Source organism: Kribbella sp. NPDC051587, assembly GCF_044453945.1.
In the GTDB taxonomy this organism is placed as follows: domain Bacteria; phylum Actinomycetota; class Actinomycetes; order Propionibacteriales; family Kribbellaceae; genus Kribbella.
The window spans coordinates 171,425-186,045 of the sequence record NZ_JBITDE010000003.1 but is presented as its reverse complement, the minus strand read 5'-3'; the positions used below and the strand labels follow the sequence as shown (position 1 = coordinate 186,045).

At 66.2% G+C, this 14,621-nt stretch carries 13 protein-coding genes; 4 read left to right on the top strand and 9 right to left on the bottom strand.

Features of this window, described 5'->3' with window-relative positions:
- Nucleotides 1-845 precede the first annotated feature (845 nt).
- Nucleotides 846-1,181: an NUDIX hydrolase gene (locus ACIA49_RS13080; RefSeq protein ID WP_396377354.1), complete on the top strand. Its 336-nt coding sequence runs from the start codon at nt 846-848 to the stop codon at nt 1,179-1,181.
- Between the two features lie 98 nt (nt 1,182-1,279).
- On the opposite strand, the gene ACIA49_RS13075 is transcribed toward ACIA49_RS13080, so the two are convergent.
- Nucleotides 1,280-1,609, bottom strand: a complete 330-nt coding sequence (locus tag ACIA49_RS13075) for a hypothetical protein (protein ID WP_396377353.1) — start codon at nt 1,607-1,609, stop codon at nt 1,280-1,282.
- Complete coding sequence (locus ACIA49_RS13070; RefSeq protein WP_396377352.1) at nt 1,609-2,103, bottom strand: nucleoside-diphosphate kinase; 495 nt, start codon at nt 2,101-2,103, stop codon at nt 1,609-1,611. Before ACIA49_RS13070 ends, ACIA49_RS13075 begins: the two co-directional genes overlap by 1 nt.
- Before the next feature lie 443 nt (nt 2,104-2,546).
- Between ACIA49_RS13070 and ACIA49_RS13065 the strand changes: the two genes are divergently transcribed.
- The gene (locus ACIA49_RS13065; RefSeq protein ID WP_396377351.1) at nt 2,547-2,927 is read left to right on the top strand and encodes a hypothetical protein; all 381 of its coding nucleotides are present in this window, start codon (nt 2,547-2,549) and stop codon (nt 2,925-2,927) included.
- Nucleotides 2,928-3,864: 937 nt separating this feature from the next.
- Nucleotides 3,865-4,023, top strand: coding sequence for a RidA family protein (locus ACIA49_RS13060; protein WP_396377350.1), 159 nt, complete (start codon nt 3,865-3,867; stop codon nt 4,021-4,023).
- An 8-nt stretch (nt 4,024-4,031) separates the two neighbouring features.
- On the opposite strand, the gene ACIA49_RS13055 is transcribed toward ACIA49_RS13060, so the two are convergent.
- The 6 genes from ACIA49_RS13055 to ACIA49_RS13030 all read right to left on the bottom strand — a co-directional run bounded on the left by ACIA49_RS13055 (nt 4,032) and on the right by ACIA49_RS13030 (nt 12,239).
- Nucleotides 4,032-9,098 carry a fibronectin type III domain-containing protein gene (locus ACIA49_RS13055; protein WP_396377349.1) on the bottom strand — a complete coding sequence of 1,689 codons (5,067 nt, stop codon included), beginning with the start codon at nt 9,096-9,098 and terminating at the stop codon, nt 4,032-4,034.
- A 197-nt stretch (nt 9,099-9,295) separates the two neighbouring features.
- Complete coding sequence (locus ACIA49_RS13050; protein WP_396377348.1) at nt 9,296-9,730, bottom strand: hypothetical protein; 435 nt, start codon at nt 9,728-9,730, stop codon at nt 9,296-9,298.
- A 129-nt stretch (nt 9,731-9,859) separates the two neighbouring features.
- The gene (locus tag ACIA49_RS13045; RefSeq protein ID WP_396377347.1) at nt 9,860-10,450 is read right to left on the bottom strand and encodes a dihydrofolate reductase family protein; all 591 of its coding nucleotides are present in this window, start codon (nt 10,448-10,450) and stop codon (nt 9,860-9,862) included.
- Nucleotides 10,447-11,238, bottom strand: coding sequence for a metalloregulator ArsR/SmtB family transcription factor (locus ACIA49_RS13040; protein WP_396377346.1), 792 nt, complete (start codon nt 11,236-11,238; stop codon nt 10,447-10,449). The genes ACIA49_RS13045 and ACIA49_RS13040 overlap by 4 nt, the downstream gene beginning before the upstream one ends.
- A 50-nt stretch (nt 11,239-11,288) precedes the next feature.
- Nucleotides 11,289-11,828, bottom strand: a complete 540-nt coding sequence (locus ACIA49_RS13035; RefSeq protein ID WP_396377345.1) for a hypothetical protein — start codon at nt 11,826-11,828, stop codon at nt 11,289-11,291.
- Nucleotides 11,829-11,951: 123 nt separating this feature from the next.
- On the bottom strand, nt 11,952-12,239 hold the full coding sequence (locus tag ACIA49_RS13030; protein ID WP_396377344.1) for a YiaA/YiaB family inner membrane protein: 288 nt from the start codon (nt 12,237-12,239) through the stop codon (nt 11,952-11,954).
- A gap of 92 nt (nt 12,240-12,331) precedes the next feature.
- On the opposite strand from ACIA49_RS13030, the gene ACIA49_RS13025 reads away from it, so the two are divergent.
- Nucleotides 12,332-13,492: a N(5)-(carboxyethyl)ornithine synthase gene (locus ACIA49_RS13025; protein ID WP_396377343.1), complete on the top strand. Its 1,161-nt coding sequence runs from the start codon at nt 12,332-12,334 to the stop codon at nt 13,490-13,492.
- On the opposite strand, the gene ACIA49_RS13020 is transcribed toward ACIA49_RS13025, so the two are convergent.
- Nucleotides 13,485-14,594, bottom strand: coding sequence for an FAD-dependent oxidoreductase (locus ACIA49_RS13020; protein WP_396377342.1), 1,110 nt, complete (start codon nt 14,592-14,594; stop codon nt 13,485-13,487). The genes ACIA49_RS13025 and ACIA49_RS13020 overlap by 8 nt on opposite strands.
- Nucleotides 14,595-14,621: the final 27 nt, after the last annotated feature.

The following is a 14,621-nucleotide window of genomic DNA, read 5'->3' as shown; positions in this document are numbered from 1 at the left end:
CATCCTGAAGTGGGACCTCCGAGCAACGGCTACTCGCGCAGCGCCCGTCATGCCACCGCGAAACCAGTTGCGGGGTGCGCACATGAAAAGGCCACCCGGCGGGCTCCCAGCAAGGCACCAGCGAGCCGGTCATTGGAGTGCAAAGTCCACGCCTGGATCGGATGGCGAGGGAACTCAGGGCTACGCCTACGCTGCCTCGCCATGCTAGGCACCGGTATGGAAAGCGTTGATCCGGGTAAATAAGATTTCGGCGCTTGCTAGCGTGCTCTCGGCGATCTTGTCGTGAAGTTCAGGGTGTCGCAGCAGGGCCTTCGCTGGAGAGTAGTGATTCATCCTGCCGCTGATCAGACCGCGAGCGTCGAAGGCTCGCTCGACCCGGCGTACGAGTCGGGCATCAGCAGGCAACTCCTTCACAGTGAGTTTTTGGCCGGCTAGCAGGCCCGTATAAGCCCTATTCACCAAAGTCGACGTAGAACCCGGGCTGGAACAGATCTTCTATGTCGGCTTCAGGAACGCCGAGCAGATCACCGATCAAGACGAGGCCGCCGCTACCGAGTTGTCCGGCTAACCGGAGGCGCTCGACAGTTGCCGTGTCCTTCAAGGAGCTATCTGCGAGTACAACGGTGTTCAGCTTGTTAGCCCCAAGCAACGTAACGAATGCCGGTAGCTCCCGGCCCCGCCAGCTGGCGTGATGACCCACCGTTCGTGGAGACCCGTTCGCCCCGCCGCCTTGAGTGTGCTGGAGAGCACCTCTAGGTACGCAAGCTCGGCGGGGCCCTCGACAAGTAGAACGTCTGGACCTACGAAGAGCGTCTGGGTCAGCTCAATGCCGAGCGCGGCATGGAGTGGAAACGCCGTTTCAGCAGTCAGCTGACGAGAATCCGGCGATCGCCGCGGCAGTGATCACGCATGACGAGCGCGCCTTAGTGGTGCGACGGCGCGTCGGGGAGGGCACGCTGAGTTGGCAATTCCCGTCTGGCGCAGTCGAAGAAGGCGAGTCAGCCGAAGAGGCGGCGGTCCGCGAGACGCAGGAAGAGGTTGGCCTGCGGGTCCGAGCGTCCGCGTTACTCGGCGAGCGGGTACATCCGTCCACCGGCAGGACGATGCAATACGTCGGCTGCGAGCTGCTTAGCGGCTCGGCGTACGTCGCTGACAAAGAAGAACTCGCTGAGGTTGCGTGATGCGACCTCAGCGAGCTTGCGGAGTACGTCCCCTACGATTCTTCGAACCGGTGCAGCGGTATCTGGACGAACGGTTAACGCGGCGCGCCGACTCGCAGTCAGTCGAGCAGGTGCCCTAACCGTGCCTTGATTACACCGACGTGAAGCAGCTCGGGGATGTTCACACCGCCGACCTTGGATCGGGTCGACGTAACCTGCTCAATCGTGGAGTCGGGAAGCTGCTCGAGTAACGCAAACGCGTGCCTGGCGTAAACACTTGCGTCGCCCACCCGGCCACGAGCCTGGAGACGCGTTGCGGCTGCGTAGGCCAGTTCAGCAGCCTCGCGTGAGCGACCTGCCACGAACTCGCGCTCGAACACCGCGACGACCTCGTCAACAGGCGGCTGCATGTCCGACGGAAAGACCTGGAGATCTTCGGCGGTCGACATCAGAACGTGAACCTTTCAGCGAGAGTCTGGTAGTCGAACAGCTCGCTCTCGGAGAACCACAGCTCGACCTCATACTTGGCCTCTTCGGGATTCCCGGAGGCATGCACCAGGTTAGCGACTGCCTTGTGGTTCGCCTCGGTATACGCCTTCGAGTGGTGCGCGAAGTCTCCACGGATCGTGCCGGGCGACGCTTGATCGGGGAACGTCGGTCCGACGATGCGCCGTACGTTGGCAACGGCTTCCGCACCTTCGAGAGCGAGGGCGATTACGGGTCCCTGCTGCATAAACCCAGAGATCGCATCGAAGACCGACTTGCCATGCCGCTCTTCCAGGTCGAAGTAGTGCCGCCGGGCCAGATCGGCGTCGATCTGCTGCATCTTGACACCGACGATCTTCAGGCCAGCATCCTCGAACCGCTGCGTGAGGCGGCCCACCAGTCCGCGTGCGACTGCATCCGGCTTGAAGAGCACGAGGGTGCGCTCAAGACTTGACACTACGTGTCCTCCTGGTCGATCGACTCGGCGTTGCGGTACATCTACCGCTACCTACGTAGCGGTACTCTACGTGCTCGCGACCGCCGGCATTTCATAGGCTTCCGGCAGGCGTCGGCCGCTGCACCCTCGTCACAACGCTGTCTGGCACCACCAGTGGAGTGACTACCGAGAGCCTTCGCCGCGCGAGAAGCGAGACCGAGTCCGTCATCGCGCTCGCCGCCAAGATGATTCAGGTCCAGTCTCGCGGGGGGGATCGATGACTACGAACCCGTGCTGTCGGTCGAAGAGGAGTGGCTTCGCGAGCACCACCCTCAGGCACGCCGGCTGGCCTCACCGTCGGGAGACTCTGTCGGTCTGGCGGTTGAGGTGGTCAGCCGCCATCCCGGAAAAACGTGGGTTCTCGATGCGTGCCTAGACACGGCTCCGTTTGGGAATGATACCGCGTGGAGTTTCTCACCGACTGCTGGCGACGTGGTCAGCAACCGCCTGCGAGATCGGGGGCGGCCGACTCCAAGACAGCCGCTTCGGTGTTCAGCCACACCACGGCTGCGATCGCCGAGGACGACGACGAGTTCGCCGGCCGTCTAGTACTCCTTCTGGACGTAGACGAGCACACCGGGAATTTCGGCGGTGCGGAAGCCTTCATGCGCGAGTTCGACCTTGCAGAAGTCGGCGGCGTCATGATCGGCTATCCCGGTCTGGACGAGCTGGTGGTCGGGGGCCGAGGCGTCTATCGCGCCTCGCTGACCGTTCACGGCATAGGCGGGCATTCTGGCTCGTCGCGTGCACACACAGTGAACGCTGCGAGCCGGGCTGCGCACTGATTGCCCTACTCGACGCGATTGAGCTGCCGCCGGTGAAAGCTGGAGGCTTCCCGCTTCCCGCCAAGATCACCGTGACTGCGATCACGTCTGGTGAGGGATACACAACCGTCCCGGATCGCGCCGAAGTCGCAATAGACGTTCGGCTGACAGACGTCCTCGAAGCCGACGAGGCGGCAAGCCTGATCCAGCAAGCCGCGGCTGACCTGGACTCCCGTCTGCCAGGCCCGGCGCCCACTAGGGTCACGCCCGCTCTGCGGTGGCCGCCGTACCGTCTGGATCCTGCCGACGAGCCTGCCGCCGCTCTACTTGCAGGTGCAGACATGGTTGGCCTGCACCCCACTCCTCGTGTTGCCGGACCGTCGAATCGTGTTGCCGGACCGTCGAACATCGGCAACCTTTTCGCGACGCGTGGAATACCTGCTATCGCAGGCTTTGGTTTGCCCATCTACGGGCTCCATGGGACCGACGAATCGGTTGACCTTTCAGCTCTGCCTGACGTTCAGGCCACGTACCACAGCGCGATCACCAGACTGCTTCGCCGACCCAGTCGAGACTGATACTGCCCAGCTGTAGGACTAACGCCGGCGTGGGTTAGGCGGTCCGCCACCGCGCTGCCACGACGCAGTTCCTCGCAGGTTGCGCGTGCGCCGCGTGCCATGGCTGGTGCAATGAAGTGGCGTCTAGCAGAGATGCCAGAGTCCTCTAGAAACCTCCGGTACAGGTACCGCTGGAGTCTGGAGTTGACCCGCGTTGCAGGTGGCGTGGCTCTCATAATCCTTGGGTCGTGGGTTCGAGCCCCACCCGCCCCACCTTCAGCCCTTAGTACGACCTGTACTGCGGGCAGCGGGGCCGATCTCGCGCCGTCGTGGGGTGAGTTGATGGGGCTGCACGCCCGGATCCATCGAGCGCTGGCTTCGGCAACGTCGTCCGCGAGAACATGTCCGTCACCTCGATCGAAGCGCTGCTTCCGCACCTGGCCTACCGCAAAAGCATGTACGGCGACGGCCCGTTCCCGACCTCGACCACCGTCGAGGTGCAAAGACTCTTCGCACCAGGCCTGATGGTCGAGATCGACGTGACCGCCGCCGACAGCTGATTCCCGTCCTACGACAGTGCAGCACCCCAGGGTTTGGTTAGGAACGGGTGACCGTCCTCACCCGTCTCGTGCCAGGTGACGGCGCCTCCCGAGGGCGCCAGATCGACGTGCTCGTCCTGGTAGTAGCCAGGCAGCGGATTACCCGGGGCGGTCCAGTTGGTCTTGGTCGAGCGTGAATAGACCGACAGCCGCGCGGGATCCGGGTAGGCATCGGTGGGGCGCCACGCGATCCGAAGGCCGTCGTTGCTGATGTCCTTGGGGCGGGCCTTGCCCCGGACGAAGACATCGGTGGTGGCGAACGGACCGCTGCCGACCCGCCGCGCGGCGAGTGCGTCCTGGGTGCCGATGCGGGTACTGACCGCCATCCAGGTCCCGTCCTCGCTGTAGACCGGTTCGAAGTACGACAGGCCCTTGTTCAGGTACGGCATCGATGCGACGCCCGTGCGGACATCGAGCGAGATCGTCCGGTTGGTCGCCGCGTAGTAGGGACTGGCCGGATCCTGGCTGTCGAATTCGTACATCACCACGTTGCCGTCGGGTGACACTCCGAGGCTGGTCGCCGATCCCGCGCCACAAGTAATCGTGGCGACACAACCGTCCAGCCGGACCGGGGTCGGGCTGCCCTTCGTCGCCTGCCACACCTGGCGGTCCTGCGCCGACGGATCACCGGTGATGTAGGTGAGTTTGGTCCCGTCCTGCGACAGCCGGAAGGTGCTCACCTTGCTCGGCGTCGCCGGGGTGCTCCAGCGTTCGCCGGTCTCGAGGTCGCGGACGGCGATCCGGTCGCTGCCACGGACCGAGCCGGCTGCCGTTCGGTAGGCGATGTACCGGCCCTCGCCGGCTGTCGCATAGTTGGGCGCCGTGAGGACGGAGTTCAACCGGAACCCTCTGGCGACGGGCTCGGGCGTCGTACCGTCGGCGTCGATCGACACGTTGCGATCCGAACCGTCGGCCAGGTCGCGGCGGATCAGGTAGTACTGCGCGTCGACCCGCTCCGCGGCGAAGAACACGTAGCGGCCGGAGTCGGAGAACACGGCCCCGTCGATCCCCGGATCCGTGCCGTCGATCCCGTCGAGGAGGCGAGTGCCACCACCGGGATCACTCAACATCGACGTCTGCGGTGTGATCTCGGCCGACGACCCCGTCGCGCCGACGCCGTCACCGTTCACAGCAGTCACCTGTACGACGTACGTGGTGCCTGGCGTGAGTCCCCGCAAGGTGAACCGGTTGCCGTCAGCAACCGTGACGATATTCGCCCCGGTAGCCGGTGACGTAGTGACGACGTAGTGCGTGACCGGCTTCAGCCCGGTCCGCTCCGGAGCATCCCAGGTGACCTCAGCGGTCCGGATCCCGGCCGACGCCCGGATGTTGCGCGGCTCCGACGGCCGGAAGCCGCCGACGGTGACGGTCGCCTTGTTCTTCAGCTCCTCGTGATGCAGCGGCGGGATGACCGCCTCGATCGTCGCCACACCGTCGCCGGTGGCCCGGTACAGGCCGGTGGTCTGATCGATGGTCCCGGGGCCTTCGGCGACTCGCCAGGTGGCCGGCTCGTCGGGAAATCCGACCAGCTTGGCGGTGAACTGCTGCGATCCGCCGGGGCCGAGTTCGGCCGAGCCCGGATCGACCAGCACTCCGATGAACGGGCCGCCCGAGTCCCACAGGATGATCTCGGTCTTGAGGACAGCGGGCTCGACGAACTTCCGCGACTTCGAGCCGAGGAACTTGAGCTCCAGACCGCCTCCGATCCCGACCCCGAAGACCAGCTTCTCCGCCGGGTTCGCGGCGGTGTCGACCTCGTGCTCGAGATAGGGAGTGAGCTCGGCCTCGGGCCCGCCCTGACCGTAGACGGACCCGATGAACTTCGCGGCGACTCCCACCGACGCCGCGATGTCGCCGGTCAGCTGGGCGTGGTCGAACGTGAAGTCATCGGGCAGCGGCTCGTTGATGCCAGTGAACTCCGGTACCGGATTCAGGCCCACGCTCTTGATCTTGAGCCCGAGCCGGCGCTTGTACTTCACGTTGAAGGACAGGCCCGCCCGGCCGTCCGCCCCGAGGACGAGCTCGAAGTCCACGTCGAAACAGATCACCACCGGGATCCGTCCCCCGACCATGACGGTGCGGCACCCGAGCCGTACCTTGCCCAGCGGCTTGCGGTACTCGAAGGTCTTGCCCAGCGTCATGTCGTACCGGAACGCGAACTCGGTGTCGGATGCGAGCCGGAACTCGGTGGTGGAGAACAGGCCGGCCCCGATCTTGGCGTCGATCGTCGGATCGAAGGTCACCGAGCCGCTGACCCGCTGACCGAGCGCGAGCTCCTTCTCCACCTCGACCACGAGCTTGCCGTCGCTGTCCAGGTACACCTTGCCTTCTGTTCCGCCGCCGGGCTCGTCGTCGGCGGCAGCGCCTTGTTTGCGAGTCTTCCCGCCGAGCGTGGGCTCCACCACCCGGATCCCTGGTCCGGCCGGAACGAACTCCACCTCATCGGCCTTGGGCCGGAACCGCGTGGCCAGTGCGCTGTCGTCGTACAGGTCGGTCAGCGCGACGTCCTGGGTGCTCAGCACCAGCATGCCGCTGACGGTCTGAACCTTGGTGATCTTGCGCAGGAAGCCTTGTGGTGTGGCCGTGCTGGCATCGGCGACGACAGTTTGCCCAGCCTGTAAGCCGGACAGCTGGGCGGTAGGCGTCGCCGCGACGACAGCGGTCGGAGTCACCGAGTTGATCTGCTGCAGCGAGGCCGGGGTCAGGACGATCGGCGCCACCTTCTCGGTCAGCGCGGGCTTGATCCCGGTGGTCGGAGTGCTGGCGACACCAGTACCGGCAGCGTTCTTCGCGGCAACCGCGAAGCTGTACTCGGTTGCCTTGTCGAGACCGCTCACAGTCGCCGACGGGCTGGTGACGTCGAGGATCTGACCGCCCGGCGTCACGGTCACGCGATAGCCGGTCACCGCGGAGGTGCCGACATCGGTCGGCGCCTTCCACATGAGCTGCACGACGCCGTTGGCCGACGAAGCAGCCTGTACGTCGTCAGGCGCGGCCGGTGCGCGAGCCGCCAGCGGAGTGCTCGTGGTGGTGGTGACCGCGCTGTAGCCGGCCTTGTTGTGAGCACGGATCTTGATCGTGTACTTCTGCCCGTTGGTCAGCCCGGTCAGGGCCGTCACTGTCGTATCGGCAGCGATGGTCTGGGTGATACCGCCGGGATCCGCGGTCACCTCGTAGTTGTCGATCTCCGCACCGCCGTCCGCGGGACGGACCCACTGCACGTCGACGCGTGCGTTCACTGCGGTCACCGCGCTGAACGGCGGCGCCAGCGGCACCTTCGCGAGCACTGGTTTCGCCGGGCGCGGGTCGGAGGTTCCCGAGCCGTTGGCGTTGGTGGCCTTCACGGTGATGGCGTACGTCGTACCGTTGGTGAGGCCCTTCAGAACCACCTCGCGAGCCGTACCCGGCACGGTCGTCGTGGTGCCACCGGGGGTCGCGGTCACGGTGTAGCCGGTAATCGATTCGGGCAGCCCGGCGGGTGCGTCCCACGAGACGTAGGCCGCACTGTCGCGCGACGTCACCGAGGTGATGAACGGCGGGCCCGGAGGGGCTGGGGGCGTCGGACTCACCGGCGGACTGAGGACGGTGGCCGAGCGCCCGACGGCGTTCACCGCGGCGATCTTGAAGGTGTACGTCGTGTCGTTGGTGAGGCCGGTGATTGTCGTACTCGTACCGGTAGCGGTGGTGACCACGTTGCCCGGCATCCTGGTGATCTCGTAGTTCTTCACCGCCAGGTCGCCGGTGTCCTGCGGCGCGATCCACGACAGGTTGACGCTCTGGTCGGCCGGGATCGCCTGTACGTCGGTGGGCGCGGCCGGAGGCTTCGCCTTGAGCGCGTAACCGGACACGTCGAGATAGAAGCGCAGCCCGGCGTTGCTGCGGTTCAGGATGGTGATCTCGCCGGCCGCGTTGGGACGGACCAGGATCTGGTTGAACGTGTAGTGCGTCGGCAGCGTGATCGTGTCGGTGGCCGTCGGCGCGGCATCACCGGCCGGATAGGCGACGACGTCGCCGGTAGTGGCTGCACCGGCCACGATCAGGTTGGCCGAGACGGCCGCCAGATCAGTCGCCGGCAGACCGCCGAGGCCCGCCACCTTGAAGGTCCGATTACCGCCGGCCGGGATCAGCGTCGTACCGCCGGTATCGAGAACGCGCGCAGCGACCGGCAGCGTAGTGATCCGGGACGACGCCACGGCGCTGTTGGTCGCGGGCGTGTAGTAGCCGACGACGTCGACGCGGAAGGTGACCTGGCCGGTCGAGGCGTTCAGCAGCGTCACCTGCCCGTTCGCCGCCACGCGCGTCACCACGGTGCTGGTCTTGGAGCGGCCGGCAGGCCAGCTGCCGTGCGAGACTCCGGGCTGGGTCGCGCCTGCCGGATAGACGATCATTCCGCCCGCCGGCCCAGCTGGTGATGCCGGCACGACGGCGGTCAGGCTGAGTGCGACCGAGGTGATGGCGCTGGCCGCCGGCAGGCCGCCGACACCGGCTGCGGTGAAGGTGGTCGGAGTCTTCGCTGCGACCTTTGTGTCGTTGAGGATTCGGGTCTGCTTCAAGGACACGTACCGCGAGCCACCGGTCGTCGCGGCATCGGTCGTGTAGTAGCCGGCTACGTCGACGAGGATGTGCACCGTACCAGTGCTGGCGTTGACGAAGGTCGCTTGACCACTGGCGTTGAGCCGCAGGATGGACGAACCGCTGGCATAGGTCTGACCGGCCGCGAACAGGACGCCGGAGACGCTGGGCCGGGTCTGCCCGGCAGGCCACGAAACCACGCTGCCGTTGGCGGTCGGACTGACAGCGATGATGTTGACCGACACCGCGGCGACCCCGGTCGCCGGAATACCGCTGCGCCCGGTGAGGGTCGAGGTCACTGACGTGTTGGCCGCAACAGGCGTCGTACCGGTGTCGAGCAGGCGGGCTTGGGTCGCCAGCGGTACGTACAACCCACCGCCGTCGCCCGGAGCAACAGCAGCAGCCGGTACGGCGCCGGCCGAAGCGGGAGCCGCATTCGCCTCGCCGGCGAGTTGAGTTGGCACGAGCAGGGAGAGCACAAGCGATAACGAGAGCAGGCGGAATCCGCGGCGCACAGGTCCTCCACAGGCGGGTGGGAAGAAGACAACGGACCCCAGCTTGAGGGTGTGCGCCGGGAGATGTAAGTGTCTTTGCACCAACCTGCAATTAGTCGCAGGGTCCGGGGAACACCAAGGCGGTCATGGTGTTCCCCGGAGTGCGATCAGAGAGTTGCGGTGATCGCGATCTTGGCCGGGTTCGGGCAGAGGAAGCTACCGCTCTTCTTGGGCACGCTCTGCTCGGGGAACGTGCCGGCATTGCCGGAGTACGTGCCCGCCAGCGTGCCGGAGTAGCCGCAGCCGATCGGCTTGGTGACGGAGACGTTCAGTGTGAGGCTGGCCGCGTTGCCGGGACCGAAGGTCAGCGTGCCGGACGCCGTACCGTCGGCGGAGCAACTGTCGGCGATGTCGATCGACTGGATCTGTACGGCGGCCGGCGGCGGACCACCGGCATAGGTGAACGTGAACGCGCACGACGTGCCCTGGAACGTGATCGTGCCGGAGCCGGTCGCATCAGGCCGGGCGTACGCCGGACCCGCGGCCAGGCCGACGGTCGACGCCACCAGGAGAGCGGACAGGACGGAGTTACGCAAGCGCATGGCGACCTCCATGGGAGGGGGGCGGTTTAGAGTCGCAGCAGCTGCCGCCACCGACGCTAAAGCCCTCACCAAAGGTAGTCAACAGGTCACAATCAGTTTTCTTACTTACTGGTAGAACAGATTCTCAGTTCAGCGAACCCGGGTGTAGACGAGGGCGAGTTCGCCGGTGGGGCCGGCTTGTTGGTGGGTCAGGGTCCAGGTGGTGCTGGGGATTCCGGTGTCGAAGAGGCGGGAGCCGCCGCCGGTGACGACGGGGACGACCGTGAGGTAGAGGCGGTCGATGAGGTCTTCGGCGAGGAGGGCTTTGATGACGGTGGGGGCGCTGTTGACGAGGATCTCGCCCTCACCGGTGGCCTTGAGGTCGGCGACGACGGAGGCCGCGGGGGCGTTGACGATGCGGGCGTGGTCCCAGGGGGCGTCTTTCAGAGTGGTGGAGAGGACCACCTTCTCGACGTCGACGAGCCACTTGGCGTAGCCGCGGTCGCGGGGGTCGGCTTCTTCGTTGTCGACGACGGTGGACCAGAAGCCGATGAAGCCTTCGGCGCTGTTGCGACCGAGGAGCGCCGTGGTGGCGTTCTCCCAGGCGCGGGTCATCTGGTCGCGGGCGACATCCGTTGTGACGAAGGGAATGAACGGCGCGAAGTCTTGTGGGCCACCTGCGCCGTGGTAGTGCCCGTCGAGGCTGAGGGCGAGGTTGGCGGTCACCAAACGGTTGGTCATGTCGGGGAGTCCTTGTCGATCGCGTGGGTGAGATTGTCGAGTACCTGGTTCCAGCCGAGCTCGATGCCGGCAATGGACGGCGCGGCAGCGACGGTGGTGTCGTCGATCCGCAGCTGGAGCAGAAGTTGGGTGCCTTCGGCAACGGCCTTCAGCGTGAGGTCATAGCTCGCACGGAAGGACTCGCCGACCACCGCGAGATCAAAGACCAGGCGCCCGTACGGCGTTGCCTCGCGAACCGTCCCTTCGGACCGGTACCGGCCGTCGGCAGAGCGGTATTCGAGCACCGCCCGACCACCCGACCGCGGTTCGAGCAACGCCTCGCTGACACTCATCGACGGCGGCACCCACCACGAGGCGAGCAGGGCTGGTTCGACCCAATGCCGCCAGACGACCTCAGTGGTTGCCGGCAGCAACCGCTCGAACGAGAACGTTCGACCGTCAGCCCAGTGATCGCTCTCCGCGAGCGCCGTCTCCGAGGAGATCGCGTCGCGGTAGCGGGCCAGCACATCCCGCTCCCCCGCATGCGCCTCGGCGGTTTCGACCAGTCCACGCAGCCGACCCTCGAATGCGACCAGCGGACCGACCTCGAGTGCGTACACCCGCCGCTGCCCCAGCGGAAACACCGTCACCAGGCCAGCCTTGGCCAGCGTCTGCAGATGCTTCGACGCCTGCGGCTGCCGCAGCCCGGTCAGCTCGGCCAGCTCACCGACCGAGCGCGGTCGCGCCGCCAGCAACTCGACGATCCGCCACCGCGCCCCGTCCCCCAGCACCGCCGCGATCTGCTCCATGACCCGAAGTATTCCCCACAGAGAATATTCTTGTCAAGGAATACATCAATTCAGCAGGGTTTGACCGTGATGTAGTCGGTGATCGTGTCGAACGGCGACCCTGACGGTGCCGGCTTGCTCTGGCCGACGACGTGACCACCCCAGCGAGCGATGGTGCCCCTCGTCTGGTTGTTCACATACGAGCGGAACGGCAGGACCGCCGTACTCACGCAGTCGTAGAGGAAGGTCTGGGCGCCGCTGTAGTCGCGGTTTGCATAGGTGCAGAAGTACAGGTAGCTGCACCCGTACGGCCAGGCCTCCACCTGAGCCGGTGACTGGTCCAGCCGCCGGGCTCGTGTCTCCCCGGGAAGGACCAGCGTCGTCACCCCGCCTTTCCAGGCGACCTGGTTCAACGCGACCTGTGTCCCGCCGGTCTGCGCCACCACATCATCCACCTGCGCCTGCAGGGCTGCGGTCTGAACGCCGGTGTAGCCGGCCTTTGCTGCTTGTTCGGCGAACGGTGACTTGTCGGCCCCGTGGGCCATGGACTGCGCCGAGCACAGCGCAGCCGTGGCGGCCAGGACAAGGACGATACGGCGCAGGCGATTCATCGGAGCTCCCTTGAGATGAAGGTCGGTTCGAGGCTCAGGGTTCGCTGCGGCGGATGCGACGGCCAGGTTTTCCAGCTGGACCGAATGGACTAGACGATTGCCGACGAGGAGCCTTGACAGGCCTCAGCTGTCGACGCGGAAGGGGTCGTGTTCGGACAGGAGCTTGTCGAGGCGGGCCTGGTCGACGCGGGTGCTGACCTCGGACATCTCTTGGCGGTCCCGGACGACCTTCGAGAGGGTGACGGTGGAGGTGACCAGGTAGATCAGGCCGAGGGCGAGGAAGGCGCGGACCCAGCCGGCGGCGGGGAGGTAGATGACCGCGACGGTCATGGCGGTCAGCGCGATGCCGAACGACACGACGGCCTGGACGTAGTAGGCGGTGGTCTGCGAGGGCTGGATCGGTTTCGTCATACCGAGATCGTCGCGACTGCGGGCCGTCCCGGCATGCGCTGAACTACTCAACTGGGGTGTGCTAGACAGGGGGACCAAACCGAAGGGGTCCTGTGGAACAGCTCAGTCTCGGCATCATCGCGCACACGAACAAAGAGAACGAACACCGGCTGCCGATCCATCCTCGGCACTTCGAGCGGATCGAACCGGAGCTCAGGTCGAGCATCTTTCTCGAGCAGGGGTACGGCGATCGCTTCGGGGTTCCCGATGCCGAGCTCGCTCCGTTGGTCGGTGGGCTGCGCTCGCGGGCGGAGTTGATCGAGGAGTGCGACGTGATCCTGCTGACCAAGCCGCTCGCGCGAGATCTCGAGGAGCTGCGGACCGGTCAGGTGTTGTGGGGGTGGCCGCACTGTGTGCAGGACGACGCGCTCACCCAGTTGGCGATCGACAAGAAGCTGACGCTGATCGCGTTCGAGGCGATGAACCACTGGACCGCGGAGGGCTCGTTCAGCCTCCATGTGTTCCACAAGAACAACGAGCTGGCCGGATATGCGTCGGTGCTGCACGCGCTGTCGCTCGCCGGGGTGACCGGCGACTACGGCCGCCGGATGACTGCCGCCGTGATCGGCTTCGGGGCGTCGGCGCGGGGTGCGGTCACCGCACTGGGTGCGCTGGGCGTGCACGACGTCGACGTCCTCACGAATCGCGAGGTGGCCGCGGTCGCGTCGCCGATCCACTCCGCGCGGATCGTGCAGCTCGACCATGACGAACCCGGCGAGACCGACGAGTCCGATCGCAGCCGCAGCTACGCCTCGACCGAGGAGGGCCGGGTACCGCTCGCCGGCTTCCTCGCCGAGCACGACATCGTCGTGAACTGCGTGCTCCAGGACACCGCCGCGCCCTTGACCTTCCTGGTCGACGAAGACCTCGACCAGTTCAGTCCGGGCAGTGTGATCATCGACGTCTCGTGCGACGAGGGCATGGGCTTCAGCTGGGCGAAGCCGACCACCTTCACCGATCCGACGTTCGTCGTCGGCGACAACATCCTGTACTACGGCGTCGACCACAGCCCGTCATACCTATGGGACTCGGCGACCTGGGAGATCAGCGAGGCCCTGATCCCGTACCTGTCCACCCTGCTCGCCGGGCCGAAGGCCTGGCAGGAGAACGAGACTGTCCGCAGGGCGATCGAGATCAGCGACGGAGTGATTCAGAATCCGGCGATCCTCGACTTCCAGGGCCGCTCCGCCGACTACCCGCACAAGGTCACATAAGCCGCAGATCGATCATCCGCTTCCCGTTCTCCAACGACTCGGTCACGGCCGCCATCCCGTGCTCGAGCATGTCCGCCTGGTACGACGCCAGCGAGCTCCCGCCCGTGAGCGCATCGGTCAGCCGCGCCGCGTCCCACAGGGCGGTGTTCGCACCAGCGCCGGCTGACGGCAGCATGGGATGGACGGCGTCACCCAGCAGCGCAACCGGGCCCTCGGGCCACGGCATCACCGACGTACACGTGCGCAAGGTGATCGGGAATGCGGCCGAGGCGTCCGCGGCAGCCACCAGCTCGCGGACGGCCGGGCTCCAGTCGGCAACCTGCTTGCCCACAAGGGCCCACAGCTCCTCGGCCGGCATGGTGAACAGCTCGTCATCGGTCCGCCCCAGCTGTTCCTCCGTCCCGGTCATGACCGCCATCAGATAGTCGCCGTACTCCTCGGGCGGCGTCCGGAACAACACCGGCGCGAAGGCCGCGCCCACCCCGGCACCGTCGTTCAGGAAGCAGAACCCCCGCAGGAACTCCGGCGGGACCGAGAGCCCTTCGGTCAGCGGAATCTTCCCGTAGATACACCGAATCCCGCTGTCGTGGACCTCGAACTCCGGCAGCAACTGCGCCCGCACGCGCGACCCGACCCCATCAGCAGCCACCAGTACGTCGGCCTGCTCCGTCGTACCGTCGGTGAACCGGATCTCCACGCCGTCACCGGCAACGTCGTACGCGCCGAACTCCTTGCCGAAGGCAATCACCTCGTCGAGTCCGGTCATCATCGCCCGCCGGAACGCGTAGCGGTCGATCGAGGTGACGCTGTCCGGGCCGCCGATCGGGAAGGTCTGCTCGAACTGCTTGTTCAGCTGGGTGTCGAACCCCGCGAGCAGATCTCCCGGCCGGGTCGCCGTCTCGATCACCCGCCTCCGGACCGCTGCCGGAAGGACAGCCGCGAGCGCCTCCTCCCCCGCCGGGCTGATGTGGATCCGGTACCCCTGGCGCCGGAACGCCGGCGACGGATCGCGCTCGTACACCTGCACCTCGATCCCTGCCTTCAGCAGTCCCTGAGCCAGCGCCAGCCCGCCGATCCCGGCTCCGACAATCGCCACCTTCATCATAATCACCCTCTCGTCGACTTTAAT

Bases quoted from the DNA above. Each gene is read 5' to 3' on its own strand.
- ACIA49_RS13075 (WP_396377353.1), bottom strand. From the start codon at position 1,609: ATGTCGACCGCCGAAGATCTCCAGGTCTTTCCGTCGGACATGCAGCCG.
- ACIA49_RS13060 (WP_396377350.1), top strand. From the start codon at position 3,865: ATGTCCGTCACCTCGATCGAAGCGCTGCTTCCGCACCTGGCCTACCGC.
- ACIA49_RS13050 (WP_396377348.1), bottom strand. From the start codon at position 9,730: ATGCGCTTGCGTAACTCCGTCCTGTCCGCTCTCCTGGTGGCGTCGACC.
- ACIA49_RS13045 (WP_396377347.1), bottom strand. From the start codon at position 10,450: ATGACCAACCGTTTGGTGACCGCCAACCTCGCCCTCAGCCTCGACGGG.
- ACIA49_RS13040 (WP_396377346.1), bottom strand. From the start codon at position 11,238: ATGGAGCAGATCGCGGCGGTGCTGGGGGACGGGGCGCGGTGGCGGATC.
- ACIA49_RS13035 (WP_396377345.1), bottom strand. From the start codon at position 11,828: ATGAATCGCCTGCGCCGTATCGTCCTTGTCCTGGCCGCCACGGCTGCG.
- ACIA49_RS13030 (WP_396377344.1), bottom strand. From the start codon at position 12,239: ATGACGAAACCGATCCAGCCCTCGCAGACCACCGCCTACTACGTCCAG.
- ACIA49_RS13020 (WP_396377342.1), bottom strand. From the start codon at position 14,594: ATGAAGGTGGCGATTGTCGGAGCCGGGATCGGCGGGCTGGCGCTGGCT.